Genomic DNA, 26236 nt, shown 5'->3' with positions numbered 1-26236 from the left:
ACATATTACAAATAATTAAAAAGATTTTAATTGAACGGATTCGTAGTGTATAATGCAAATGATATTGATTTCTATCAATACATTATAAGGAGGACTTTTCATGAGTGTACATATTGAAGCAAAACAAGGTGAAATCGCTGAATCTATTCTATTACCTGGTGATCCATTACGTGCAAAATATATCGCTGAAACATTTCTAGAGGACGTTACTTGCTATAATAACGTGCGTGGTATGTTAGGGTTCACTGGAACTTATAAAGGAAAACGTGTATCTGTTCAAGGTACAGGTATGGGTGTTCCTTCTATTTCTATTTATGTAAACGAATTAATCCAAAGCTACGGAGTTAAAAATTTAATTCGCGTTGGAACTTGCGGCGCAATTCAAAAAGACGTAAAAGTACGTGACGTTATTATTGCAATGACAGCTTGTACTGATTCTAATATGAACCGTTTAACATTCCCAGGTTTTGATTTTGCACCAGCTGCAAACTTTGACCTTTTAAAGAAAGCTTACGATGCAGGAACTGAAAAAGGATTACACGTTCGTGTTGGCAATGTTTTAACTGCAGATGTATTTTACCGCGAAAGCATGGACATGGTTAAAAAACTTGGGGATTACGGTGTATTAGCAGTAGAGATGGAAACAACTGCTCTTTACACATTAGCAGCGAAATATGGTGTCAATGCATTATCTGTATTAACAGTAAGCGATCATATCTTCACTGGCGAAGAAACAACATCTGAAGAGCGTCAAACTACATTTAACGAAATGATTGAAATCGCTTTAGATGCAGCAATTCAACAGTAACACACTAAAGAACTTGTCATACGTCTGGCGAGTTCTTTTTATATGACTTTATATAAAAAACTACTTTCAGAAGAGACAGATTTTCTCCTCTACTTTCTTGTAACGTTTGTTATAATAAAGTAATCATTTACAGTATTTCTCATAAGAGGTGACGCAGTGAAAAACAGAAGTATCGTCTTTAAACTATTCTTATTAACGTCAACATTATTCACAATCATATTCCTCCTATTTTTCCTAGGACAATCTCTATTTTTAGAGAAATTTTATATTAATAAAAAAGTAAAAACCGTTCAAACTGCTTTTGAAAAATTCGTAGATAATTATGAAAAAAGTGATAAAAGTTATGAAGAGATTAGAAAACTAAAACAAGAATTTCATGATAAAACAAATGCTGAAATGCAATTTTTAAATTCGAACGGCATTATTAAAAGTGACAACAATTTCTATATTGATGTTATTAATCCTAAAAATAATAAAACATATTCCATTCCACTCAATAATCTTTTAACACCAGAAGAATATAATAAATTCGAAAACTTAGGATTGAAAAAAGATGGAGTGATAAACGTCGTCGGTTTTGTACAAGATAATATAATAACGCCACTAGAATTGACAACGAATTATAATCGATGGCAAAACGAAAATGTCAACTCAGATTTTCAATCCATTAATGGCAACCCTTCTAAAAATAGACTTACAAACCGATACAAAACTCCAACTCAAATTGAGTTTACTGGTATTGTATCTAAGTTACAGCTTCCAACTAAAGCAGATGTTCGTCTTGCAAATGATCTTGAAACATTACAAGCCGTTCAATATTTTGCAGAGATTATTAGAGATGGAACTGCTAACTCACAGGAATTAAACACTTATATACTAGATGGCGGAGAGAATATAAAAAATAGTATCTTTGTAAAACCTATTATGGAAAACGGAAAAATTACAGAATACGCTTTTGCGATAGCATCTTTACAACCTGTCAATGAAGCTATGCTCGTCTTAAAAGATTATTATGTCTATGCCTTAATCATTGTATTTCTCGTGATTATTTTGTTATCCTTCTACTATTCAAAAATCATTGTAAAGCCATTAATTAAGATTAATCGCGTTACAAAAAAAATGGCTAATTTTGATTTTAGCGAGAAATTACCTGTTACAGCAGATGATGAAATTGGCGGGCTTTCTGGTAGTATTAATACATTATCAGTAAACTTAAAAGACCGAATCGATCGATTAAATGTCGCCAATACAAAATTACAACAAGACATTGAACGTGAACGTCAATTGGAAAAGACAAGAAAAGAATTCATTTCTGGTGTATCACACGAATTAAAAACACCACTCAGTGTAATTAGAAGTTTTGCAGAAGGAATTAAAGATGGCGTTAGTAAAGATACGACCTATTATACCGATGTTATTTTAGAAGAAACAGAAAATATGAACAGACTAATTGTTGAAATGTTAGAATTAGCAAAATTAGAATCTGGCACGTACAAACTAGAAATGACGACATTCTCAATCGGTGAATTAATTCAACAAGTCTATACAAAGTTATTATTTAGCATGGAGGAAAAGCATTTACAAGTGAACATCGATGTAGACTCTTCTATATTTGTTATAGCGAACCGTAGTCGCATTGAGCAAGTAGTTGTGAACTTACTAAGCAATGCCATTCGCTATACGCCAGATCGAGAAAAAATTCAAGTCTCTGTTATAGAAATGGAAGATACAGTACAAGTTGAAATCGAAAATACAGGAAATCCTATCCCAGAAGAAAGTCTGGAAAAAATTTGGGATCGATTCTATCGTTTAGACGCTTCTCGTAGCCGTCATACTGGAGGTACTGGCCTTGGATTATCTATTGTGAAAAACATTTTAGATCTCCATCACGCCGAATACGGTGTATATAATACGACTAATAGCGTTGTATTTTATTTTAATTTACAAAAAGTAAAAGAAGTCAAATAATTTGTCTTAATTTCACTAGGAGTTCACATGAAATTCACACTCTCCCTTTATAGTAAGAAACAAGTTAATCCTTTCCTTTACACATATAAAAGAGGAGAGTGCGTGAAATGAAACAAGCAGGACAACCTATTCAAAATGAAAAACAATTAGAAACTATCAAAAATATACTTTTACAATCTTCGAAACGTGATGGCTTATTATTCGTATTAGCTGTAAATTCTGGCTTAAAAGTAAGTGAAATCTTACAATTAAAAGTTAGTGATGTAATCGATGAAAATGAAAATGTTCGCCATTCCATTTTATTTTACAATGAAAAAGTAAAGAAACATAAATGGTTTGCTGTAAATGAAGACTTACAGCACGCAATCGAAGACTACATGAAAGAACGTAAAACTTGGAAACGTAATGAGCCATTATTAAAGTCTCAAAAAGGCACAAAATCTATTACGAGACAACATGCATGGTACATTTTAAACAAAGCTGCAAAAGAAGTTGGATTAGAAGGGATTAGCTCACATACACTTCGAAAAACTTGGGGCTATTGTGCATACAAATCAGGTGTTGACATTGCATTTTTACAACACTTCTTTGATCATAGTACTCCATCAAAAACTTTAAAGTATATCGGTATTGCTTAATACCTCTTATACATAAAAAAGGTTACCATTTGAAAATTTGGTAACCTTTTTTATGTTCTCTTTTCTTGTCTCTCTTATATTGTAGTGGTACTCTAATAATAAGGGGGAGAAATTATGAACACACTTACAATTGAATTACCACAAGAAACGGCTGAAAAACTCGATTTATTAAAACAAGCTTACGAAAAGAAAACAGGTGCCAGCATTTCTGAGAGCACTCTTGTTCAAACACTCATCTCAAAAGAATTTATCCAAGCGATAACTCCTTTTGATTTACAACAATTCATCAACGGAAAAGAACAGCATTAATCGCTGTTCTTTTTTATTTCTATTCAAAATATAAAAATTTTTTTACTTATTTTTCGAAAAACTATTGACAATGATAATGATAACCATTATCATTTATTACGAAGCCAACAATTGATGAATCAACCAAACGCTCAGTAACATTGTTACCCCTCTTTTTCATATAGGAAGGCACTGTACATTCCCCCTGTTTGTACAGTGCCTTTCTTGTTTTATCATTCAAACAAATTTAATTGCTCAGGTTTCGGCTCACCATATGTAATGTTCATCATTTCCATAAGCTGTTTCGCGTTATCCGCTGCATCCCCCCCTGAATTATTGTTAAATAGTACGTATATGTCTTTTGTCTTCTTTTTTAATTGCTCTAGTCGTTCTACCCATTCTTCCAATTCTTTATTGTTGTAACGATATAAACAGCGAACCGCTCTCCAATTTTCCCCTTTATCAAGCCATCCATGAACATTTCTTCCATGAAAACGTATTAAAGCCATATCCGAATTCGTTACTTCTAACACGAGTGGTACCGAACCTATTCCCGCCTGTGGCTCATCACAAATCGTATGAATCCATTTCTCCTGTTCTAAAAACTGTACCGTTTTATCTCTCATTTCTGGATAAAACCATGTTTGATTTCGAAATTCTATTGCACACGGGAAACCTTCCATTTTTTCTTTTGTATATCGAAGGAAATCTACATTTTTCTTTTTGCAATCAAACCATGGTGGATATTGAAATAAAATGGTTTTTAATTTATTCGCCTCTATTAAAGGAAGAATGGATTGTTTATACACATCAAACATCTCATCGAACGTAGAAAAAGGAATCTCACCTTTCATATGTCCTGTCATTCCTTGATATGCTTTTACGATAAAAGAAAAATCGTTTGGTGTTTCCATCGCCCATTTTGTATAATTTCGTGCAGGTTGCATCGCATAAAATGAACTATCTACTTCCACAATGGGAAAATTCTCGCTATATGTTCGTAATTTATTTCTATTTTCATAGGGATTTATATATAAAGAATCATGATCTCCCCACCCTGTCACTCCAATGAAAAGCAAACATATTCCTCCCTTTCTACCTTCATCTTGCATTCACTCTGCCTACTCCCCAATCACTTCGGCTAATCAGTTTTATTAAGTAGCTCTTTCTTTAAGAGTATCCGTATAAAAATATGATATACTAGATGGAAGAATTTTTAAATTGAGGAGTTACTTATTTATGCTTCCAAACGATGCTATTTTATCTCATGAAAAACGAATTGAAGAACTAGAAAATAAAGTACGTTTTTATGAAGAACTTGTGAATCAATTGCCACATCATTTCACATATAAAAGTCCACATATTGGTTTACAAATAAAAAAAACAAAAACAACCCATTCCATTCAAAACATACGAAAAGAGAATAAAGAGGCTGATTTTCAACTTACTTGCGATTCATTATTTTTATTTGAACAACTTGAAGAACACTTTCTTCATATTTTTGACGCTTTTTCACATCATGTGACCTTTATTGATAGTAAAGGGAATATCACTTTATGTAATCAAGCTGCTGCAGATGATTTTGGCGTAATACGAAATGAAATCATTGGAAAGCCAATTCAACAATTGCTAAACTTGCCTGAAGAAAAAATTAAAGCTATTGAAACATTAAAAACAGGAACTGAAATATATAATGAAGAGGTTTTAGACAAAAACTACGGTATTGTAAATAACCGAATTATTCGTGATTATAACGGAGAGATTTTTAGAGTAATTAGCGTCTTCCATTATTTGAACACAGAACGTGATGCAGAAAAATTTTCATTAGCAGGGCGAATTGCAGCTGGGATTGCACATGAAGTACGTAACCCACTTACAACAGTACGGGGATACTTACAATTTTTACAAGATAGTGTTTCTTCATCTAATAAAGACTTATTTAAAAATTTACTTATTCCTGAATTAGATCGTGCAAATAGTATTATTACAAAATTTTTAGCTATTTCAAAAACACGCGAATGTACAAGAGAATCATTTCCCATTAATACATTTTTACGCGAGTATATTCAACAGTTACTAGCTAGTGAAGTCTTTTTGCATAACATTTCAATTGATTATAAGTTTTCTAATGACTTAGATGATATTTTAGTCAATATTGATCGTCATGAACTCGTACAAGTTTTTTTAAACCTATTTCAAAACGCTGTCGATGCTCAAAGTGAAAAACCTCTTTCTATTCAAATCACTAGTTATCGCCTAGATAACTTCGTCCGGATTACATTCACAGATAATGGAACTGGTATTCCTCCAGCTATTCAAGAATATATCTTTGATCCATTCTTCTCAACAAAAGATTCAGGAACAGGATTGGGCTTATCAGTAACGAAGAAGATTATTCAAAATCATAACGGTACATTAAAAATGACTAGTAATCAAAACGGTACAACTTTCACTATTTCTATTCCAATTTTCCCTAGCACAAATCATGAAAGAATAAATCAATACAAATAATAGACTGTTCCACGAACTACACGCCAATTGTTAGATACAACTTAACAATTGGCGTGTAGTTTTTTATTCTATCCTATTCTTCTTTGTATTATATAAATCTTTCTCTATCTCTTAATTATTCTTGCTAAAATAGAAAGGAGCACTTATTTTGGAGGATAAGTGCTCCTTCTTTACGTTTCTTTACCTCAAATTTACTCTATCTTAATCCTCATTTTGTATGATAAATAGTGAAGTCAAAGATATGAAAGAGGGATGAAAATGAGAGTTATATCACTAATACGCATTTGGATTGGTCTTATGGTATGCATTATTTTATGTGTAGGATTTTCTTTAACTCTAAAATATTCCACTATATCAAAAGCAGAGAGAAAAACAGTTCCATACGAACTTCTGTATACAAAGCAAAGTAGCGTCCCTTATTCTTCTGATACTCATAACGAAAAAAAGGTTATAAAAGGAATGGTTATTACAAAAGCTTCTAGTTACGAAAACCTACTTCAAATTGCTGAAACAATTAAAGATCAATATAAAAATAAAGACATTGATGAAATAACGCTTACTATCCATAATGAAAATAATGGTCATTTCGAAGAAGAATTGCCTTATGAACCTATTAGTAGGGGGGAAATAATCGTCACATACGATTCTCAATATTTTGGTAATGCAAATGTTACATTAAACGAGTAATATCATCTATCCCGATTGGTGTGGACTAATAATCAGTGGAGATTGCCAAAATCCCACTAATCAAATTTCCACTTTATTTTCCACAGAAAAAAGAGGCGAATCTCGTTATTCGCCTCTTTCTTTTACCATAATGATGGAATCCACTCCTTCACTTTATCAAACCATTCTTGTTGCTCTTGTTTTCTTTGTTGTTCCTCTTCTTTTCTTCGCTTTTCTTCTTCTTTTCTTCGTTTTTCCTCTTCAATTGTTTGCAATTGTTTTTTGTAGTCAGCCTCAGGTATTAGCGATAACTGGAATGCTTTTTGAGCTGGGTTTGCATTCGCCTTTTTCATAATATCCCGAAACATCGTCGTCGTAATTTGACTCCCTCCCGGAACATAATGCTCGCTATCTGTTTTATCATATCCTACCCAAATCGCACCTACTAAATCCGGTGTATATCCAACAAACCACGAATCCTTCGCACCAGTGCTTGGTCCATTTACAAGCTGGGTAGTCCCTGTCTTGCCTGCGGTATCAATATTATTAACTTTCGCTTTTTCACCCGTTCCTTTTTCGACAACACCTTTTAATAAGTATGTCATCTTTTGAGCAATTTTCTCACTCGTTACACGTGTCTCTTTCTTATACCATTTTCCAATTGTTTCCCCTTCAGCATTTTGGATTTCTCTAATGGCATGAGCTTCCACTTGAACACCATCATTTGCCAACGCACTGTATGCTTGAGCCATTACAAATGGAGAAGTCCCTACATGCATCCCGCCTAAAGCAATCGGATACGTACGGTCTTCAGGCTCTAATGGGATACCAAATCGCTCTAAAGAATTCAATCCTTTATCTAATCCTATTTGCTCTAATAGCCAAACAGCTGAAACATTGTACGACTTTGCCACAGCTTCATACATAGTCACATTACCATGAAACGTATGATCACTATTTTGTGGTGCATATTCTTTGATATTAAACGGTTCATCTTTTAATACATCGTATACTTCATATCCTTCCTCTAACGCTGGCACATACACAGCAAGAGGCTTTAATGTTGAACCTGGCTGCCTTTTTAATTGCGTTGCATGATTAAACTGTAAAAATTGATACGGACCTCGGCCCCCAACTAAAGCCGGAACACCGCCAGTTTTCGGATTCATAAGAACCACTCCAGTTTGCATGAGCTGATCTGAACCACTATCTTTAAAATAATTATCATTATTCACAACATCTTCTACAGCTTGTTGTTTTTTCGGATCAAGTTCCGTATAAATGCGATAACCACCTGCTAAAATTTCATTTTGTGTTAATTCATACTTGTCCATTGCTTCTCTAATAATATAATCTACATATTGAGAATATTTCCCCTTATATTTGTCATCAACACCACGTCTTAATACAAGCCCTGTCTCTTTTTCTTTATTGTACTGTTCTTCAGAAATATATCCTTGTTCTTTCATTAAACTTAATACGACATTCCGTCGTTCAATTGATTTATTAAAGTTTTTATAGGGCGAATACGCAGATGGAGCTTTAATCAATCCCGCAATCGTTGCAGCTTCTGAAATTGTTAAATCCTTTACATCCTTATCAAAATAAGATTTAGCCGCTCTCTTGATCCCCCAAGCGCCTTCGCCAAAATAAATTTGATTCATATACATTTCAATAATTTCATCTTTTGTATAAGTACGTTCTATTTTTTTTGTTAGAAAATATTCCTTTATTTTACGTGAGTATGTGCGGTCTTGTGTCAAAAATACATTTTTCGCAAGTTGTTGTGTAATAGTACTGCCACCTGCTACAACTTCTCCTGCGGTGAGATTTTTAAAAACGGCACTTATAATTCCACTATAGTCAATACCGCGATGCTTAAAAAACTCCTTATCCTCTACAGCAACAATTGCCTGCACCATAACATCTGGAATATCTTTCCTTTTAACACCTTCTGTTTTAGAAGAAGCTAATTTGGTCGCAACTTCATTATTTGCATCGTAAATTAAAGTCGGTTGCGGAACAGCTTGTTTTAATGCAGATATATCTTGAATGGAAATTATTATATTTATAGCAATAAATATAGTAGCGAACAAACTCCCTAATACAATTAATGAATTACGAAGTTTCTTCCTCTTGTTGAACCACTCAAGCATTTTTTTAAAGTGAGTGTTCTTCAATTTCATTTGTTCACTTCCTTCGTTTGTTTACACTCTTTTTTTAAAAAGGAAGAATATACCTCCTTTTAAATTTATTATAATAACGTAGTGGTTCCTATAGTGTAAAGCTTTTCTTTCACATTCATACTTTTTACAAGAAAAGGACATTCTACAAGTAAGATATTCACCATTAAGTATTAATATTATTAATGCAACAATGTGAGTTATGTTAAGTTTTTGTAAATTTTTCGATAAAATGTTTTAAAAAACGACAGTTTTTTGTTAGAATTGACTAGCCAATATATTTTACATATATTACTTTTGTGGGGGTAACAATAATGGTCTTTAAATCAAAAAAAGATAAATTTTCTGAAATGCTAATGAACGTTTCCGAAAATTTAAAAGAAGGCGCGCAGTTTTTCGTTGAGTATAAAATTAAAAATGCTAGCGATTTAAAAGAATTTTCTATGCGCATGAAAGAATATGAGTCAAAAGGTGACTCATTTATTCACGAAATCATTATGGAGCTAAACAAAGCGTTTATTACTCCTATTGAACGTGAGGACATCCTACAACTTGCAATGAGTATGGATGATGTATTAGACGGATTAGATCACAGTGCTGGTCTATTCGAAATGTATTCTATTACAGAAGCTGATGAATACATGATTAAATTCGTTGAAGCAATTAATCAATGTGCAATTGAGATTGCAAACTCTGTTGAATTAATGTCTAACAAAAAATTAGTCGACATTCGTACAAATGCGATTAAGATTAAGGATTACGAGTCACAATGTGATGATATTCGCCGTCATGCGATTAAGAACTTATTCTCTCGTGAAAAAGATCCGATTAAGATTATTCAATATAAAGAGATTTACGAAGAGCTTGAAGAAGTAGCAGATAGCTGCCAAAGCGTTGCAAACGTATTAGAAACAATTATTATGAAGAACGCGTAAGGAGTTTGATCATGGATACACTCTTGATACTGACCATTTTAGTAGTCATTTGCGCTTTAGCTTTTGACTTTATCAATGGATTTCACGATACAGCAAACGCTATTGCAACGGCTGTTTCAACAAAAGCTCTAAAGCCTAGACATGCAATTATTATGGCAGCTATTATGAATTTTTTAGGTGCGATGACATTTACAGGTGTAGCAAAAACTATTACAAAAGATATCGTTGACCCATTTGCTTTACCTAATGGTTCTCTTGTAATTTTAGCTGCTTTGCTTGCGGCAATAGCATGGAATTTAATCACTTGGTACTATGGTATTCCAAGTAGTTCTTCGCATGCAATCATTGGCTCAATCGCAGGCGCAGCAATCGCTGCTGCTGGTTTTGGTTCATTAAACTTTAAAGGGTTCACAAAAATTCTTGAAGCTTTAATCATTTCACCGATTATCGCTTTTGTTATTGGTTATATCGTATATAGTATTTTTAAAGTCGTCTTTAAAAACTTTAACTTAACGAAAACGAATAAAAACTTCCGTATATTCCAGATTTTCACTGCAGCATTACAAGCCTTTACACACGGTACGAATGATGCCCAAAAAGCAATGGGAATCATTACGATGGCTCTTATGGCCAATAACTATCATACTTCTGACGAGATCCCTTTCTGGGTACAATTAGCCTGTGCAACTGCAATGGGTCTTGGTACTTCTGTCGGTGGATGGAAAATTATTAAAACTGTCGGTGGACAAATTATGAAAATTCGTCCTGTAAATGGTGTAGCTGCTGATTTATCATCATCACTTGTTATTTTCGGTGCAACATTCATTCACTTACCGGTTAGTACAACGCACGTTATCTCTTCTTCTATTTTAGGGGTTGGTGCTTCTCACCGTGTAAAAGGTGTAAAATGGGGAACTGCTAAACGCATGTTAATTACATGGGTAATTACACTTCCTATTTCAGCTTCTATAGCTGCTTTATTGTACTATTTATTACACTTAATCTTTTAATTAAAAGTCGTCTTCCTTATTTTTCTAGGAAGACGACTTTTTTGTGAACAGCCCTATTTCTTATTGAAAAGCGTGTATAATAATTGGTGGATAAGTTATTTAGAGGAGTTGGCAATTTTGGAATACATCATGTTACTTTTCATCGGACTAATCGCCGGGACAGTCGGGAGCCTAGTTGGACTCGGGGGCGGAATTATTATCGTTCCGTTATTAATTGGCTTACACAGTTTATCCCCACAGCTCGCAGTAGGAACTTCTATGATAACAGTCGTTTTTACAGGACTGTCTTCCACCCTTACTTACATGAAGCATAAACGAGTAGATTACAAAAGTGGACTTATTTTATTTATCGGGAGTGGCCCTGGTGGTATTATCGGATCATGGGCAAACAAATTTTTAAACCAAGATACATTTTCTTTATATTTTGGGGTTTTCCTTATTTTCGTCTCCATTCTTCTTATGTTACGAGACAAATTAAAACCTCTTTCCTTATCAAATATGACTGTAATTAAGCGTTCTTTTACAGATAACGAAGGAAATACTGTAAACTATCAATTTCCACCGCTTCTCGCTATCTTTATCGCCTTTATAGTCGGATTTATATCTGGTTTATTTGGAATTGGTGGCGGTGCCTTACTTGTTCCAGCAATGATGCTTCTTTTTGCATTCCCAGCACACATTGCAGTAGCAACTTCGATGTTTATCGTATTTTTATCAGCAATTGTAAGTTCTGCAACTCACATCTCCCTTGGAAATGTTAGCTGGACCTATGCATTAATTCTTATTCCTGGTGCATGGATTGGCGGAAAGATCGGGGCTTATATTAACACAAAATTAAGCGGTAATGCCGTAATTAATTTATTACGTATCACATTAATTATTCTTGGGACTAGATTAATCATTACTTCATTTTTATAACGCGTTCTTTCTAGAATGCGTTTTTTCTTATACACATGAATATAAAAACGTTCCAAGGAGAACAAGTAAGATGAGACAAACACCTAATAGCATAAAATTTGAAATATGTACGTTCCTCAAGTTGACCACTCCTATAGCTACGACTGTTATCTTAATGATAACGAAAAAATGGCTCACCTGCAGTTACAAAGTGTTAACAATGCAAAATCATTTATTACAAATCTTATCCATATATTTCATTTCGTTGTATAATCTATCGATTCAATAAAAAAAGATGTCATATTGACATCTTTTTAGTGAAGAAGTGACCATCCCATAAAGTCTTCATGTACTTGGCACGCCCTCTTATCGTTTCGATCATATAATTCAGCATAACTATCTGTTTCTTCATCATAGGCCATTGTATAAATAATTTGGCCGTCTATTTCAACGGATAGAACAACTCCACCTTTCATCTCTTCTATATGAACGGTAGCATTCGCCGGAATTCTCATATCCGTCATATTCATCGCATCTAACAATATACTAAACCCCCTACAGCGTATTCATTGCTAGTACTATTACACACTAAATAGTATACTACTGTAATAGCATACATTTCGTCAATGAAATTGCTATTTAAATAGCATATTGTCTTTATACATATAAGCTACAATAGTAGAAATAGAAATGTTTAAATGGGGGGCTAACATTGATTCTACACAAAGGAGATGTACTATTCCGTCAAGGTGAAGACGGTCCTTTATATTTTATTAAAACAGGTTTATTAAAAGTGGTGAGGCTACAAGAAGATGGAACACCATTTTTATTTAACATTATCGTTCCAGGCGAAACGATACCTCACCATTCTTTAATTTCACCGAAAGAATATCACGGTACAGCTATCGCTTTAATAAAAACAGAAGTAGAGCCTATTATGAGTAGCGAATGGTACGATAAACTTCAAGCAAATCCTGAAGCATATGCCAACATCGCTATGCAATTGCAATCAAAATTAAGAATGATGCAACAACGTATTGATCAATTAACAACCGTATCTCCGAAAGAACGACTTCATCGTTTACAAGAGTGGTTCACCTTATATTTAGGTGATATCCCTATTTATGAAATATTAACGCAAAGTGAAATTGGTCAACTGATAGGTGTACGCCGTGAAACAGTAAATCGCTTATTAAGAGAACAAGCAAAAAACGAGGTAAAATAATACCTCGTTTTTTGCTTGTTCAACGTTAATCTATTGTAAGCTTGTTGCTGGACCGAAAAATTCATAATGAATGTGCTCTTGTTTCACACCTAAATCAGTTAATACAGCATTTATATGCTTCATAAATGGCACCGGACCACAGAAATAAAATTCTGCTGCAGTTGTCGGAATAATAGATTGTAACCATTCGCCTTCAATAAATCCTTCTTTATCAAAATTCTTCATTTCTAAATCTTTTTCAGTCGGTGAAGAGTAGCAAGTATATGCTTTTACTTGTGCGTATTCATTGTCTACTGCCTTAACGTGTTCTTTCATCGCATGTGTATTACTATTTATCGCCGCATGTACAAAACATACATTACGTTTTGAGTCTTGTTCAATTAACGTATTTAGCATGCTCATCATCGGTGTAATACCTACTCCACCACTAATTAGTACAACAGGTAATGTCGAATCCATATTTAATACGAAATCTCCCGCTGGTGCACTTACTGGTAAGACATCTCCTTCCCCTACATGATCATGTAAGTAATTAGATACTTTACCATCTGGTGTATCTACGCCTTTTTCTTTCTTTACACTAATACGATAATATTCTTTTCCTGGAGCGTCAGATAAGCTATATTGACGATTATGTGTATATGTTTCACCTTTAATATTTATTTGAATCGTTACATATTGTCCTGGGATGAATGAAGAAACTTTCCCGCCATCTTCAGGTTTTAAATAAAATGATGTAATAACGTCGCTTTCCTTCACCTTCTTAACAATCACAAAGTTGCGGAAATCTTTCCATCCACCTTCTTTATGTGCAGCTTCTTCATACATATCCGCTTCAATGCTAATGAATGCATCAGCGATAACACCATATGCTTCTCCCCATGCATTTAAAACTTCGTCTGGTGCGCCTGCGACCTCTTTAATCGCTCGTAGTAAGCATGTACCTACTATTGGATAATGCTCTGCTTTAATACCTAAACTTCTATGCTTATGACCGATTTGTTTTACAACTGGAATAATAGCTTCTAAATTATCAATGTACATCGCAGCTGCATAAACAGCATTTGCTAACGCTTGTTGTTGTCTTCCTTTTTTCTGATTCGTATGGTTGAAAATATTCAATAACTCCGGATGTTCTGAAAATAAAATTTGATAAAATCTTGTTGTAATTTCAACGCCTTTTTCTTGTAATAACGGTACTGTTGACTTTACGATTTCAATTGTTTTTGCACTTAACATTGTATCCCACTCCTCTGTTTCTTTAACTGTTTTTAGTTTAACTGAATTGTATAATACATATTGTGATTTTAATCACTATTAACATGGTGTTTTTGTGAAAAATATATGAACAATGCACTTACAAAAGAAAATAAGCTAACTAGAATTCTAGTTAGCTTATTGTTTTTCTTGTATAGCTTGTTCAATTACTTTTATATCTTTCCCATCTCCAAACTCTGTATACCCCCATATGTTCGTCTCGCCCCTATATTTATTTACGATAATATCCAAGTCATGATATACACGATGAGCATACACTACATACTCAATATTTTGAAGTTCCACACCTTTTTTTACAATTTCATAACTTCTATTTACATCACGTTTTATTTTTTCATTCTTTATTTCTGTATGTATATTTTTTAAAGATGATTCTTGTTGTTGAAACCATTGCTTAAATTGATTCCAGTCCCCGTCTGTATAATTCTCTGCTTTACCATAATTTAAAAAATTATTATAACTTTCATGTGTCATACGAATAAAATCAAGCACTTTTGTCTCTTCTTGCACATCTTCTATTTGAGCTATTGTACTTACCCCAGCGGGCTTATTCGCATAATGTAATAATATTTTCATAAGACTATAACTCGCAATTATCATCACGATAATAACACCAAACACATTTAGCAATTTCTTCATATACAGAACTCCTTTTCTACTATGAATATTACAATGTACTGTTACACTTGTAACATTCTCTCGTAGAAATGTAATTCCTGTTTAAATCCTTCTTGTCATTTCGACACTATTTTTCTACAAACTTCTCCGTGGTAAATGTTCTTGTAAAACAATATACCCTTCATAAGCTGTATAACCCAGTATAGCCATTAATCCGATATAACACGCAAATACTGTCCACTTCGTTTTCGTATCGACTTTATAATAGTTTTCTTGTTGTCTCTTTTCTGTATCCCATTCATTTAATTTTCTTTCTGACATTTCAAACGCTTCTCGTACATGAATTGTATGCGTTTCTTTTTCATCTTCATACGGGACGTAATCAAGCGGTTCAAACTTTGGTAAAAGGTACTCTAACACTTCGATTTTTTGAAGTTCTCCTGTTTTTAATTCTTTCTCACGCTCTCTTTGTCTCAATACATTCATCTCATGATGCATCATATATATAGTTCGATGCACCGCACCAGTTTCTTTTAATTCCCCTTCAAGCTTAGCAACATATTCTTTCATTTCATCAACTCTATATCCTAATTCCTTAATCGGCTCATCTCTCTTTATTACTCTATATAGTTCCATACAGCCGATAATAACAATAAATCCTCCCAAAATACTTTTAAAGTAAATGGAATAACCGAGCAGTAAAACAAGCCCTGCTCCCCAAATTTTAGTACTTACAACTGAAATAATTCGGCCACCATCTAACGGCGAAACTGGAATTAAGTTAAAGAAATTGATCATACTTCCAAGCAAAATAATAAGCGCCCAAAATGGCTCTTTCGTTATTATATATAATGGCATAGCCGGTAAAAATGAAAGTAAACCGAAAAGAGGCCCCATAAAGGCGATATAAGCTTCATCTTTTGCATTTTTCGGCATTTCTTTCATGCCAATAAGAGCTCCCATAAATGGAATAAAGATCGCTGGCGATGTTGGTATCCCTTTTCTTTTCGCAGCCCATAAATGACCCATTTCATGAACAAACAACAAATAAACGAGCGCTACCCCAAATTTCCATCCATATATAACCGCGTATGCCCCCAGCGATAAGAACATACTAAATACTGTTGAGAATTTTGCTAATTTAAAAATTGCAAATGCCCACTTTAACTTAGACAGTAAAAATAACCCTATTGTAACAATAATTCCCCATAATCCTTTTTTATTATTTTTCATAGTCCTCCCCTTTACCTCTCTTTAACGAGATATATTCACTCATCAAAGCTTACTCTTTTCCCTATTATGACATATTTTTTTCTTTTCTTAGAAATAATGTTTATATCATCCATTTTTAGCCGAAAATATAAATGAAAGGAGGTATATACAAATGAAATTACAATCTCTTATGATAGGCGCTCTATCGTTTCTAGCTTCAACTCTTATTTTTTATACAGTTAGTTACGTATTGTTATTAGATTGGTTGCCAAATCACTTATTGATTGCTCTTATCATTCTTTCCGCTCTTATGATTTCATTTCTTATTACACGAAAATCCATGAATGAGCCATCTGCAAAAGTAAAATAATAGAGAGGGTATTCTTTCCCTCTCTATTATCATTTCCTAGGAAAGGCCATATAGACATTACGATTCACATTTACCCGGCTGCTAATTGGTGAGGGCTAATAATCAATAGGGAGATGAACACCCACTCATTAAAGTTTGACTTTATCTTTGTAAATTCATTTTTTCACCGTATTCTTTAACAATTTGAATTACATTTTGAAAAACACCTATTTTTTCTTTTTTACTATTTAATATTTTTAAATCGTAATTTTCATAATATGTTTCTAATGCTTTTAATTGTGACAATGAAGCATCTTTTATCGGTACAGTAACATTCAATTCGTACTGCTTATACCCTTCCTTGACTTTTTCAGCTGAAATGATTTCACTCTCTTTTGCTCCAATTATTTTTTGAACTTTTTCCGGGAAAATGAGTTGCAAATAATATTCTTGTTCCTTCACTAACTTGTTGTATAGTGATTGTGAAATCGTATAACGTACCGTATAATTCACTTTTTGATCACCTGCTTTAATATGAAACGCAGTAATCTGCAAATCTTTTTTTGTTACTTCCGTTAAAGGACCTACCTGCACCTCATCTTCTTTTTGTTCTGGATTTTTTGGGAACACCTCCAGAAGTTTTTCCGTATCTTTTTCATTCAGCATATACATGTCATCCTTATATTGCACCCATCCTCGTCGATCTTCCCCTCTTAACCATGCATAATATGTTTCTTTTTTCCCATCTCTACTAATTTGTATTTCATATTCCGGTTCACCAAAACTACCTGTTACTTCTTGTTTTTCTGCTTTATTTATAATATCTATTACTAACTTAGCTTCTGAGTCTTTTAACTGTTTCTCTTTATGTTTTTTTTGTATAACGGTTATCTCTACAGTTTCTTTCACTTCATTCACCGTCTCCTCTACTTGTTTTGTTTCTTTTTTGGGTTCTTTCTTTGGTTCAGCTTGGCCACACGCCGCGAGTAAAACCACCAATAAAAACATGACGTATTTTCCTTTCAACTCAATTCTCCTTTTCCAATAAGAATTTCTTATAATACTCATACAGAAAACAAAAACGTTGCATGATAAATAATACGCTATACTATTCACTGAAGGGAGGATTTTACAATGTCTATTAATTTTCATGATGCAAATAATAAGTATACGTATGCAACTCGTAATGCACATATTTCATGGAACAAAATGATAAACAACATTGTAGATATACAAAACAAGCAAGTAATTGATATAGACTGTGGCGGGGGAATTTATACGAAAGAACTTGCTTTTATGGGTGCCAAAAGTGTTATTGGGCTTGATTTTTCAAAAGAAATATTACAAGCTGCAAAAGAAAATTGTAACGGCTTTCCAAATATTTCATTCATTCACGGTGATGCGCATAATATCCCATATCCTAATGAAACATTTGACCTTGTTATTTCGCGCGCAGTTATTCATCATTTACAAGACATTCCTACATTTCTACGTGAAGCTTCTCGCATATTAAAGAAAAACGGTGTACTTATTTTACAAGATCGAACCATTGAAGATTGTACAATTCCAGGAAGTCCTGAACACATTCGTGGATATTTTTTCTCGTCATTTCCAAAACTTATTGAAACCGAATCAAAAAGAAGACCAAAAACTGCTACTATACAGCAAGAATTACAAGACCATTCCCTTCACGTGTTCCCTACTCAAACACAATGGGAAGTACGGAAAATACATGATTCTGTAGAAGCCTTGCTACAAGACTTATCTCCTCGAACCGGAAGATCCATTCTATACGAGTTAACAGATCATGAACTTTCTCAACTTCTCCAGCATATTCAAACAGCATTACAAAACACCTCTCCTATTATCGAAAGAGATCGTTGGACAATTTGGAGTGCTATGAAATTGTAAGGAAGGAAGCCTCACAAAATAATGTGAGGCTCCCTTCTTTCATAATCTAGTTTTGCAACACTCTTGATATCCTCCACTTCTGGCCTGTGCACTTCCACACTTCGGACATACTAAATATCTAGACTGATTTGTCAACAAACTACCTTTTTGAAAGAGTAAAACTTCTGCTTGTTTAAACGAACGCGAATAATATAACCACATAAAACCAATTATAGCAATAATGCCAAATAATACTCCCATCGCAAGCATTTCAGTCACCTCTTTTGGTTTGTTCTTTCCAGCAAGTGGATTGTTGTATTATTCTCTATAAATTCAATCAATACCTTCTTCACTCCTATAATTATCAATTTTCTCCACAATTTTCACAAAACAATATTAAAAATCTATTCCCCTCAAAAGGTTTATATTATCGACTATATTTCAATATTCAATCGTTCTATTCAAAAAACATATTGACTTTCTAAAGGAATCATGCAAAAATATTGTCAGAATACTTTAATAAAATTCATTGACGAGAACGAGTACGTTATAGAACTGTTCCCCAGAGAGTTGGCGATTTACTGAAAGCCAACGTTCAGCGCGTAACCGAAAATCATCTCCGAGAAGTAGAACCGAATGTTATAGTAAGTTCTTACCGGCCGGCCTCCGTTACAAGGACCACGTATCATGTTGTACGTTGCAAAGCCGTATACATATAGATTTATTTCTACATGTATAAATTAGGGTGGTATCGCGGGTAAATATAACTCGTCCCTTTCTTTAGGGGCGAGTTTTTTGTGTTCTTACAAATGAATTTAAAAAAGGAGGAAAAAACAATGAACACTGTATCAAAAAAACATATTTTTTCCACAGGTCTTATGCTATTTTCTTTATTTTTTGGGGCAGGTAATTTAATTTTCCCTCCCATGCTTGGACAAAATGCAGGTGAAAACTTTTGGCCGGCAATGATTGGATTTTTACTAACAGGAGTCGGCTTACCATTATTAACTGTTATTGCTATTTCTTTATCAGGGAATGGCATGCAACAACTTGCAAGTCATGTTCACCCATTATTCGGAATCTTCTTTACTGTAGTTGTATACATTGCAATCGGTCCATCTATGGGCATTCCGCGCGTCGCTAACGTCGCTTATGAAATGGGAATTAGTTCTTTCTTGCCTGAAACGATTCGTTCTAGCAGCCTAGCGCTATTTTTATACACAGTCATCTTCTTTGCTATCGTATTTTGGCTTAGTTTAAATCCTTCTAAGCTCGTCGACCGTATCGGAAATATATTAACACCTATTTTATTACTCTCTATTTTCTTATTATTTGTTAAAAGTGTATTTACACCACTCGGGCAATCAGGACCAGCAATGCAAGAGTATCAAACTTCTCCACTCTTCAAAGGTTTTATGGAAGGATACTTAACGATGGATACCATTTCAGCACTTGCATTTGGCATTATCGTTGTAAATGCTATTCGTTCTAAAGGTGTGAATGATCGCAAATCCATTGCCATCGCAACAGCAAAAGCAGGGCTAATTGCCGCTACTGGACTCGTACTTGTATATGGTGCACTTGGCTGGCTCGGTGCGACTAGCGTCTCTCTCGGATACGCAACAAATGGTGGACAGCTGCTTACTGTTATCGTACAGCAATTACTCGGTCCATATGGTCTACTTCTACTATCACTTATCGTTACACTCGCTTGCTTAACGACATGCGTTGGACTTGTATCTGCATGCAGTCAATATTTCTCAACATTATTGACAAAATTTTCATACAAAACGTTTGCAAGTATCATTTGCTTTTTAGGACTACTAGTTGCCAACTTAGGTTTAACAAAACTTATTGCAATCTCTCTTCCTATTTTACTTGTTGTATATCCAATAGCCATTGTACTCGTGCTACTATCGCTACTTCATAAATATTTCGGCGGATATCGCTCTGTTTATGTAGGTGCTTTAATTGGAGCAGCAGCTGTGAGCGTATTTGACGGGTTAAAGCAAGGAAACATTCCTGTTTCATTCATCACGTCTTATTTTGAATTTATTCCATTGTATAATGAAGGAATCGGCTGGCTAGTGCCAGCATTAGCCGGAGCTCTTATCGGCTTTACTATAGCTAAGCTAAGCGGTGCAAAAAAAGTCCCACTAATAACTGACTCTCATGAAGAAAAAGTATCATAAAAAACTCCCTTTTGGGAGTTTTTTTACATTTGATAAGCACTATGATTAAAACTGCTTATTTTATACGCTTTCGTATAATAATCAATATTTGTATCTACTGTTTCTACTTTGACGACATCATAGCACTCTTCTTGCTTTACTAAAAATAAATAGTATTCTTCTGTCGCTTCAACAATAGCAATTCGATCTGTTTCAACATTATATTGCTCACAAAGCGCTTGTAATGCGTTCACGTAATCCCCTAATTTTTTCGATTTATCCATTCCAAATATTGTATGTACTGTTAACACCTAGGTGATATCGCTTACATTATTAATCGTCAATAAAAAGCTTTGGCAATAGTAATAGCCAAAGCCCTTTATCATTTCGTCAATTGATGTCTAAAGGCATAAATGACTGCCTGCGTTCGATCACTCACATTTAACTTATTTAATATATTACTTACATGTGTTTTCACTGTTTTAAGAGCGATAAATAGTTCATCTGCAACTTCTTGATTGCTTTTCCCCTCTGCAATTAATAACAAAATTTCATACTCTCTTTCTGTTAACTCTTCATGCAAAGGTTGTTCCTTCTTTTGGCGCATACGAGACATCATTTTACCAGTAACTTTAGGCTCTAATACTGTCTCGCCATCATACGTAGCTCGCACAGCGTCCGCAATATCACTTGCTCTTGATGTTTTTAATAAATAACTTGTCGCTCCAGCTTCAATAACAGGATACAAGGTTTCATCATCTAAAAAACTCGTTACAACAACAACTTTTGCTTCTGGCCACTCTTGAATAATAGCCCTCGTTGCTTCAACCCCATCCATTTCATCCATAACAAGGTCCATTAAAATAATATCCGGTCTTAATTGCAGTGCTAATTCTGAACCTTTTCTTCCATTTTCAGCTTCTCCCACTACTTCAATATCTGGCTGTGTCGATAAATACGCCGATACACCCATGCGAACCATTTCATGATCATCAACAAGTAATACTTTGATCATACTTCTCCCCCTCTCTCAATCATAGTCGGTACTTTCACTTCAATTTGCGTTCCTTTATTTGGAAAACTAAGCACTTTTAGTGTCCCACCAATCTCATGAACACGCTCTTGCATGGATCGTAAGCCATATGAACCCGCCTTATTAACTCCTACTTCAAATCCAACGCCATCATCTATAATTTTTAAAATCGCATATTGATCAATTTTACGAAGACGCACTTCCGTTTTCTTTGCCTTCGCATGTCGTAACGTATTTGATAGCGCTTCTTGTACAATACGGAATAAATGATCTTCTACACCTTTTTTTAATTCAATTGGCTCAATTAGCCATTCAATTTTCATATGTTGTTTTCTCGATAGTTCCGTTAATAATTCTTCTATACCTTCTGTCAGTTTTTTACCTTCCAATTGTACAGGACGTAAATGAAGAAGTAGTGCTCTCATTTCTGATTGTGCATTTACAACCATATTCTCAACAAGCTGTAACTGTTTTTTCGTCGTGTCTGGAATTTCAGCTACTTGTTCATTAATAGCTGACATCATCATCGACATTGCAAAAAGCTGCTGACTTACTGAATCATGCAGTTCCCTTGCTAATCGATGCCTTTCTTGAGAAATCGCTTCTTGTCTCATCTCTTCATTCCAATGAGCTCGTTCATTCGTTACTTTTTGAAATAGCCCAGCTTGCTCCTCTAATCGACGAGCAAGGCTGATTACTTTTCGTTCCACTTCATGAAATTCATCATCCGCAGTAAACGAAACATCACTTGGAAAATTTCCTCGCTCTACTTCAAATAGAAACGTATTTAACCCTTGTATACGCTGCTCTATATAATAACCGATTGCATACCCTACAATTCCTCCGATAAGAAGACTAGTACTCATAATAAACAAGCCAATTGGAACAGAAGCAATGGATTCTTTCCATAATAAATCATAAACTTGTTGCTCGCTTTTCCATACATATACAATTATACAAATAAGTGCGATACTCACAGAGGACAACATGGAATAACGAATATACATCCAGGAAATATTCTTTTGTTTTTTCATTATACTTTCCTCACTTCCGTATCGCCTACGACAAGCGAAGAAATAATTTTTATACGGCGAGGAGCTTCTTTATACTGTTCTGTTCTAAACGTAACATTACGGTTAAATCCTGTTTCTTCGTGTCCTGGCAGAAGCACCCGCCCAACAATAACAGAGTGATTTAAAGACAGTTCCAAATCATACGGAACATATAACCGAATATTACCAACAACACCTCGGATAACAATTACGGTTTCTCCTTCTGGAATCATCGCATTCGTTAAATCAATTTCAACATCACAAGTACCATATTGAACATTTATATCCTCAAGTTCATAAATATGATCCATCATCCGGACATTACCTACAAACATATTTTTTAAATATGGTTCTGTACGATATATTTGCTTCTCTTCATCTATATATCCTTTTTCTTTAATTTCAACTTTCATCGTTTTTTGCTGATGCCCTTGCTGAATAAGTTGATAACCAATTAAAGCTAGACAAGCAAATACTACGAGTACAAAGGCTGCTGATGAAAATAAGAAGAATAAAAATACTATACCACCAACAAATAAAAATACATTTCCCCTTACATAACGATTCTTCTTCCGATAATGCCTACCAAACATAATCATAATAAATGCAAAAATTAGACCACCTGGTTCAAAATGTCCAAGTACCATATCAAGAAAAAGACCGAATCCAAATATGATGAGGAGCATCCCCATTAATTGTGTTTTTGAAAATTGCTTCTTCATTTCAGCTCCCCCCTTCTAATTACATATACATAGAAGAAAAGGCATTGCTTTCCAACACCTTTTCTTCTATCACTATATCATACGCCTGTTTTATTATATACTACAATTATTTTGTTAACTCTTTCGTTAACGATACTTCATTTTTCTCTTTCATCTCACGCTCTAGTTTTGCAATTTTCATATCAAATGTATCACGCTCATGCTCTTCATTTATACGAAGCTCTAAATCACGAATATGATCTTCAATTTCTTCGAATCGTAAGAACGGATTATTTTCATCCATTTTATGCATAGCAGTATTCATACGACGGTTTGCATGCGCCATATTTTCACGTGCCATTAATTCCATACGCTTTGCGTTCATTTCTTTTAATTTATTTTTCATTTCTGAAAGACGACGCTCTAACTCATCAATTTGCTCTACAACACCAGCATACATTTCTTCTAAGCGAGTTACTTGCCCTTCATAATACGCTACTTCTTCTAATGCACGTTCATGCAATTGTAGTTCGCCTGCTTCTTGTGCGATGATAGCTTGCTTTGATCTTTTATTAACGAAATAACGTGCTTGCTCAAGCTCACGAGCGAAGTTAGATTTTAATGTTTTATGACGCTGAATTAACTTCTCAATTTTTGTTATTTCACGCTCACTATCGCGTAAATATTGGTTTAACATAGCAATTGGATTTTTTCTTTCTTTCTCATCTAACACATTATGAAAATCAGCTAAAATTGCATCGCGTACACGTCCGAATAAAGATTGTTTCATTATAATCTTCCTCTCTTCTACTTTATAATTTGATTTATTTTATATTAGTTTTTCATTAACTTGTTCCACTCATCTTCAAAGTTGCTATATGGTTTAGAACTTTCTGGAGCAGAATCAACAACTACATTTTTTTCTTTTTTCCACTCACGGTATCCGTAGTATAAAACTACTAGTGCTGCGATACCGATTAATGCTGGGGAATGAGAAAGTGCAATGGACAAACCGATTAAACCAACAATACCCCAAGCTAACTTTCCAAAGAATGATTTAGCTCGCACAAATGATTTATAGCTCCAGTACACAACTCCTGCTCCAATTGCGAATCCTACAATACCAGCAAGACTACCAAGAGCAATTAAAGCCAAAATACCGGCCGCGATAAACGCTAGAAATTGTTTCATCTTGTGCTCGCCTCCCTTCGATTTGATACTCTTATCTTAACTATTTTTTCATTTTTCCATAACGAGCTTAAGAACCGTTTTCGCCTCAGACTTAAGACTGAGTTGAATTCAGCCTTTTGTAAAAACACAGGTGATTTACTCTTTTATCGCACATAAAAAGCCGTACAGAGAATGTTCTCTGTACGGCTTGGCTTCTGTTACTACTAATAAAATTCAATTTAATTATGCTATTTTATGATACTCTTTCTTTTCTCCTACTTTAGAAAACCTCGGGAAACCAATTAATATAGAAATGATTCCACATACTCCAACTAAAATTGGATAAAATGCATATGGCAACAATTCAATCGGAGATAACGCTGCAAATCCTGCCGCAGTTAACATTTGAGCACCATACGGGATTAACCCTTGCACACAACATGAGAAAAGATCTAATACACTCGCTGATTTACGGGGATCAATTTCATATTGATCCGCAATATTTTTCGCAAGTGGACCTGTAAAAATGATCGAAATTGTATTGTTTGCTGTACACATATTCGTCATGCTCACTAATCCGGCAATACCAAACTCCGCTCCCTTTTTCGAACGAATATTACGCGTTAAAAGATTCATTAAATATTGAATACCGCCATTATATTGGATCAATTCAACCATACCACCAATTAAAATAGCAAGTAGCACCAACTCCATCATACCGCCCATTCCAGTCGTTACACTTTTAAAGAAACTCTCTAACGTATAACTTCCATCTATAAGACCGATTACACCAGATAATACAGTTCCACCAGTTAATACAATGAGTACATTCCAACCAAGCAGTGCTGTAATAAGTACTCCTGCATACGGTAAAATCTTTATCCAATCGAATGTATGGGCTTTAATTTCTGTGTCACTTCCTATAGTAAGTATTACTAATAGTACAATTGTAATAATAGCCGCTGGTAATACAATTAAAAAGTTCGTTTTAAATTTATCTTTCATTTCCGTTCCTTGTGAACGAACCGCTGCAATTGTTGTGTCAGAAATAAACGATAGATTATCACCAAACATCGCTCCGCCAACAACCGTCGCCATTGTTAATGCAATTGAGATATCAGTTTGCCCACTAATACCTACAGCAATCGGTGCTAACGCCGCAATTGTTCCCATTGAAGTTCCCATCGCTAATGAAATAAACGCCCCGATAATAAAAATCCCAGCAACGATAAATCCTTGCGGCAAAATAGATAACGCTAAGTTAACAGTTGAATCGACTCCGCCCATCCCTTTTGCTGTTTCAGAGAACGCCCCTGCGAGTACAAAAATCAGAACCATAATCATAATATCAGGGTTTCCTGCCCCTTTAGCAAATCGTTCTACTTTCACATTAAAGCTTTCTTTACGATTCATCGCTAAAGCGATTCCTACAGCAATTGAAATCGCTACAAGTATCGGCAATTTATAGAAATCACCTGTAATAATTCCAGAACCAATAAATAGTGCCAAAAATATTCCAAGCGGTAATAAAGCTAAACCATTTCCTCTCGTTTCTTTCAAAGTACCATCTCTCCCTAGTTTCAACCTTTTTTCTAATGAATAACAAAAGACCTCTTCCAACGAGAAGAGGTCT

28 protein-coding genes and 1 other annotated feature are annotated in these 26236 nt (G+C 34.4%); of the genes, 13 read left to right on the top strand and 15 right to left on the bottom strand.

Annotation, left to right across the window (positions count from 1 at the left end; translation table 11 throughout):
• Window positions 1-100: 100 nt before the first annotated feature.
• The 4 genes from deoD (at window position 101) to MR065_RS13710 (ending at window position 3723) form a co-directional block, all read left to right on the top strand.
• Entirely contained in the window at window positions 101-808 is a 708-nt protein-coding gene (deoD, locus tag MR065_RS13725) for a purine-nucleoside phosphorylase (RefSeq protein WP_000110707.1), read from the top strand.
• A 156-nt stretch (window positions 809-964) separates the two neighbouring features.
• A complete protein-coding gene (locus MR065_RS13720; protein ID WP_242214041.1) occupies window positions 965-2776 on the top strand; it encodes a sensor histidine kinase in 1812 nt (603 codons plus the stop codon).
• A 107-nt stretch (window positions 2777-2883) separates the two neighbouring features.
• Window positions 2884-3414, top strand: coding sequence for a tyrosine-type recombinase/integrase (locus tag MR065_RS13715; RefSeq protein ID WP_000806236.1), 531 nt, complete (start codon window positions 2884-2886; stop codon window positions 3412-3414).
• 114 nt (window positions 3415-3528) lie between these two features.
• Complete coding sequence (locus MR065_RS13710) at window positions 3529-3723, top strand: DUF3924 domain-containing protein (RefSeq protein WP_001094863.1); 195 nt, start codon at window positions 3529-3531, stop codon at window positions 3721-3723.
• 212 nt (window positions 3724-3935) lie between these two features.
• Here the strand turns inward: MR065_RS13710 and MR065_RS13705 are convergent, their stop codons facing one another.
• On the bottom strand, window positions 3936-4781 hold the full coding sequence (locus MR065_RS13705; RefSeq protein ID WP_097902418.1) for a DUF72 domain-containing protein: 846 nt from the start codon (window positions 4779-4781) through the stop codon (window positions 3936-3938).
• Between the two features lie 160 nt (window positions 4782-4941).
• Between MR065_RS13705 and MR065_RS13700 the strand changes: the two genes are divergently transcribed.
• Complete coding sequence (locus MR065_RS13700) at window positions 4942-6213, top strand: ATP-binding protein (RefSeq protein ID WP_242214040.1); 1272 nt, start codon at window positions 4942-4944, stop codon at window positions 6211-6213.
• A gap of 258 nt (window positions 6214-6471) precedes the next feature.
• Window positions 6472-6900 (top strand): hypothetical protein, encoded by a 429-nt coding sequence (locus MR065_RS13695; protein WP_242214039.1) that lies wholly within the window; start codon window positions 6472-6474, stop codon window positions 6898-6900.
• Between the two features lie 122 nt (window positions 6901-7022).
• On the opposite strand, the gene MR065_RS13690 is transcribed toward MR065_RS13695, so the two are convergent.
• Window positions 7023-9065, bottom strand: a complete 2043-nt coding sequence (locus MR065_RS13690; protein ID WP_242214038.1) for a transglycosylase domain-containing protein — start codon at window positions 9063-9065, stop codon at window positions 7023-7025.
• Window positions 9066-9376: 311 nt separating this feature from the next.
• Between MR065_RS13690 and MR065_RS13685 the strand changes: the two genes are divergently transcribed.
• The 3 genes from MR065_RS13685 (at window position 9377) to MR065_RS13675 (ending at window position 11925) form a co-directional block, all read left to right on the top strand.
• Window positions 9377-9997 (top strand): DUF47 domain-containing protein, encoded by a 621-nt coding sequence (locus MR065_RS13685; RefSeq protein WP_000231450.1) that lies wholly within the window; start codon window positions 9377-9379, stop codon window positions 9995-9997.
• Window positions 9998-10008: 11 nt separating this feature from the next.
• Window positions 10009-11007, top strand: coding sequence for an inorganic phosphate transporter (locus MR065_RS13680; protein WP_242214037.1), 999 nt, complete (start codon window positions 10009-10011; stop codon window positions 11005-11007).
• Window positions 11008-11124: 117 nt separating this feature from the next.
• Window positions 11125-11925 carry a sulfite exporter TauE/SafE family protein gene (locus MR065_RS13675; RefSeq protein ID WP_242214036.1) on the top strand — a complete coding sequence of 267 codons (801 nt, stop codon included), beginning with the start codon at window positions 11125-11127 and terminating at the stop codon, window positions 11923-11925.
• Between the two features lie 293 nt (window positions 11926-12218).
• On the opposite strand, the gene MR065_RS13670 is transcribed toward MR065_RS13675, so the two are convergent.
• Window positions 12219-12446: a hypothetical protein gene (locus MR065_RS13670; RefSeq protein WP_097902360.1), complete on the bottom strand. Its 228-nt coding sequence runs from the start codon at window positions 12444-12446 to the stop codon at window positions 12219-12221.
• A gap of 170 nt (window positions 12447-12616) precedes the next feature.
• Between MR065_RS13670 and MR065_RS13665 the strand changes: the two genes are divergently transcribed.
• A complete protein-coding gene (locus MR065_RS13665) occupies window positions 12617-13129 on the top strand; it encodes a Crp/Fnr family transcriptional regulator (RefSeq protein ID WP_242214035.1) in 513 nt (170 codons plus the stop codon).
• Window positions 13130-13159: 30 nt separating this feature from the next.
• On the opposite strand, the gene hmpA is transcribed toward MR065_RS13665, so the two are convergent.
• The 3 genes from hmpA to MR065_RS13650 form a co-directional block, all read right to left on the bottom strand.
• Window positions 13160-14368, bottom strand: coding sequence for an NO-inducible flavohemoprotein (hmpA, locus tag MR065_RS13660; RefSeq protein WP_242214034.1), 1209 nt, complete (start codon window positions 14366-14368; stop codon window positions 13160-13162).
• Window positions 14369-14524: 156 nt separating this feature from the next.
• Window positions 14525-15046 (bottom strand): hypothetical protein, encoded by a 522-nt coding sequence (locus tag MR065_RS13655; protein WP_242214033.1) that lies wholly within the window; start codon window positions 15044-15046, stop codon window positions 14525-14527.
• Window positions 15047-15160: 114 nt separating this feature from the next.
• Window positions 15161-16258 carry a site-2 protease family protein gene (locus tag MR065_RS13650; protein WP_242214032.1) on the bottom strand — a complete coding sequence of 366 codons (1098 nt, stop codon included), beginning with the start codon at window positions 16256-16258 and terminating at the stop codon, window positions 15161-15163.
• Between the two features lie 151 nt (window positions 16259-16409).
• Here MR065_RS13650 and MR065_RS13645 point away from each other — a divergent pair, with 151 nt between their 5' ends.
• Window positions 16410-16607, top strand: a complete 198-nt coding sequence (locus MR065_RS13645; protein ID WP_242214031.1) for a hypothetical protein — start codon at window positions 16410-16412, stop codon at window positions 16605-16607.
• Window positions 16608-16748: 141 nt separating this feature from the next.
• Here the strand turns inward: MR065_RS13645 and MR065_RS13640 are convergent, their stop codons facing one another.
• The gene (locus MR065_RS13640) at window positions 16749-17612 is read right to left on the bottom strand and encodes a YhfM domain-containing protein (RefSeq protein ID WP_141436220.1); all 864 of its coding nucleotides are present in this window, start codon (window positions 17610-17612) and stop codon (window positions 16749-16751) included.
• A gap of 108 nt (window positions 17613-17720) precedes the next feature.
• Between MR065_RS13640 and MR065_RS13635 the strand changes: the two genes are divergently transcribed.
• Complete coding sequence (locus MR065_RS13635) at window positions 17721-18497, top strand: class I SAM-dependent methyltransferase (protein WP_242214030.1); 777 nt, start codon at window positions 17721-17723, stop codon at window positions 18495-18497.
• A 39-nt stretch (window positions 18498-18536) separates the two neighbouring features.
• Here MR065_RS13635 and MR065_RS13630 read toward each other — a convergent pair whose 3' ends face one another.
• On the bottom strand, window positions 18537-18746 hold the full coding sequence (locus MR065_RS13630) for a hypothetical protein (protein ID WP_000880631.1): 210 nt from the start codon (window positions 18744-18746) through the stop codon (window positions 18537-18539).
• A gap of 250 nt (window positions 18747-18996) precedes the next feature.
• Window positions 18997-19255: a binding site (T-box leader), on the top strand.
• Between the two features lie 57 nt (window positions 19256-19312).
• On the opposite strand from MR065_RS13630, the gene brnQ3 reads away from it, so the two are divergent.
• The gene (gene brnQ3, locus MR065_RS13625) at window positions 19313-20668 is read left to right on the top strand and encodes a branched-chain amino acid transport system II carrier protein BrnQ3 (RefSeq protein WP_396022371.1); all 1356 of its coding nucleotides are present in this window, start codon (window positions 19313-19315) and stop codon (window positions 20666-20668) included.
• Window positions 20669-20691: 23 nt separating this feature from the next.
• On the opposite strand, the gene MR065_RS13620 is transcribed toward brnQ3, so the two are convergent.
• The 7 genes from MR065_RS13620 to MR065_RS13590 form a co-directional block, all read right to left on the bottom strand.
• Window positions 20692-20931, bottom strand: a complete 240-nt coding sequence (locus MR065_RS13620) for a DUF3992 domain-containing protein (protein ID WP_242214068.1) — start codon at window positions 20929-20931, stop codon at window positions 20692-20694.
• Between the two features lie 98 nt (window positions 20932-21029).
• Entirely contained in the window at window positions 21030-21662 is a 633-nt protein-coding gene (locus MR065_RS13615; protein WP_242214029.1) for a response regulator, read from the bottom strand.
• A complete protein-coding gene (locus MR065_RS13610; protein WP_242214028.1) occupies window positions 21659-22714 on the bottom strand; it encodes a sensor histidine kinase in 1056 nt (351 codons plus the stop codon). The genes MR065_RS13615 and MR065_RS13610 overlap by 4 nt, the downstream gene beginning before the upstream one ends.
• Complete coding sequence (liaF, locus tag MR065_RS13605) at window positions 22714-23454, bottom strand: cell wall-active antibiotics response protein LiaF (protein WP_242214027.1); 741 nt, start codon at window positions 23452-23454, stop codon at window positions 22714-22716. The genes MR065_RS13610 and liaF overlap by 1 nt, the downstream gene beginning before the upstream one ends.
• 106 nt (window positions 23455-23560) lie before the next feature.
• Window positions 23561-24223: a PspA/IM30 family protein gene (locus tag MR065_RS13600; protein ID WP_000814142.1), complete on the bottom strand. Its 663-nt coding sequence runs from the start codon at window positions 24221-24223 to the stop codon at window positions 23561-23563.
• A 44-nt stretch (window positions 24224-24267) separates the two neighbouring features.
• Window positions 24268-24624 (bottom strand): lmo0954 family membrane protein, encoded by a 357-nt coding sequence (locus tag MR065_RS13595; protein ID WP_000808645.1) that lies wholly within the window; start codon window positions 24622-24624, stop codon window positions 24268-24270.
• 222 nt (window positions 24625-24846) lie between these two features.
• Window positions 24847-26163 (bottom strand): Na+/H+ antiporter NhaC family protein, encoded by a 1317-nt coding sequence (locus MR065_RS13590; RefSeq protein WP_242214026.1) that lies wholly within the window; start codon window positions 26161-26163, stop codon window positions 24847-24849.
• Between the last annotated feature and the right edge of the window lie 73 nt (window positions 26164-26236).

Origin of the sequence: Bacillus cereus group sp. BfR-BA-01383 (genome assembly GCF_022663495.1) — a bacterium.
GTDB lineage: Bacteria > Bacillota > Bacilli > Bacillales > Bacillaceae_G > Bacillus_A > Bacillus_A cereus_AU.
The sequence above is the reverse complement of the archived record's forward strand: the minus strand, read 5'-3'. Positions and strand labels throughout refer to the sequence as shown.

Coding starts and splice junctions, on each gene's coding strand:
- MR065_RS13600 (WP_000814142.1), bottom strand. CDS start 24,223: ATGAAACAATCTTTATTCGGACGTGTACGCGATGCAATTTTAGCTGAT.
- MR065_RS13630 (WP_000880631.1), bottom strand. CDS start 18,746: ATGCTTGCGATGGGAGTATTATTTGGCATTATTGCTATAATTGGTTTT.
- MR065_RS13695 (WP_242214039.1), top strand. CDS start 6,472: ATGAGAGTTATATCACTAATACGCATTTGGATTGGTCTTATGGTATGC.
- MR065_RS13655 (WP_242214033.1), bottom strand. CDS start 15,046: ATGAAGAAATTGCTAAATGTGTTTGGTGTTATTATCGTGATGATAATT.
- MR065_RS13620 (WP_242214068.1), bottom strand. CDS start 20,931: ATGGATAAATCGAAAAAATTAGGGGATTACGTGAACGCATTACAAGCG.
- MR065_RS13595 (WP_000808645.1), bottom strand. CDS start 24,624: ATGAAACAATTTCTAGCGTTTATCGCGGCCGGTATTTTGGCTTTAATT.
- hmpA (WP_242214034.1), bottom strand. CDS start 14,368: ATGTTAAGTGCAAAAACAATTGAAATCGTAAAGTCAACAGTACCGTTA.
- MR065_RS13700 (WP_242214040.1), top strand. CDS start 4,942: ATGCTTCCAAACGATGCTATTTTATCTCATGAAAAACGAATTGAAGAA.
- MR065_RS13710 (WP_001094863.1), top strand. CDS start 3,529: ATGAACACACTTACAATTGAATTACCACAAGAAACGGCTGAAAAACTC.
- MR065_RS13715 (WP_000806236.1), top strand. CDS start 2,884: ATGAAACAAGCAGGACAACCTATTCAAAATGAAAAACAATTAGAAACT.
- MR065_RS13610 (WP_242214028.1), bottom strand. CDS start 22,714: ATGAAAAAACAAAAGAATATTTCCTGGATGTATATTCGTTATTCCATG.
- MR065_RS13650 (WP_242214032.1), bottom strand. CDS start 16,258: ATGAAAAATAATAAAAAAGGATTATGGGGAATTATTGTTACAATAGGG.
- liaF (WP_242214027.1), bottom strand. CDS start 23,454: ATGAAGAAGCAATTTTCAAAAACACAATTAATGGGGATGCTCCTCATC.
- deoD (WP_000110707.1), top strand. CDS start 101: ATGAGTGTACATATTGAAGCAAAACAAGGTGAAATCGCTGAATCTATT.
- MR065_RS13635 (WP_242214030.1), top strand. CDS start 17,721: ATGTCTATTAATTTTCATGATGCAAATAATAAGTATACGTATGCAACT.
- MR065_RS13690 (WP_242214038.1), bottom strand. CDS start 9,065: ATGAAATTGAAGAACACTCACTTTAAAAAAATGCTTGAGTGGTTCAAC.
- MR065_RS13645 (WP_242214031.1), top strand. CDS start 16,410: ATGAAATTACAATCTCTTATGATAGGCGCTCTATCGTTTCTAGCTTCA.
- MR065_RS13680 (WP_242214037.1), top strand. CDS start 10,009: ATGGATACACTCTTGATACTGACCATTTTAGTAGTCATTTGCGCTTTA.
- brnQ3 (WP_396022371.1), top strand. CDS start 19,313: ATGAACACTGTATCAAAAAAACATATTTTTTCCACAGGTCTTATGCTA.
- MR065_RS13685 (WP_000231450.1), top strand. CDS start 9,377: ATGGTCTTTAAATCAAAAAAAGATAAATTTTCTGAAATGCTAATGAAC.
- MR065_RS13615 (WP_242214029.1), bottom strand. CDS start 21,662: ATGATCAAAGTATTACTTGTTGATGATCATGAAATGGTTCGCATGGGT.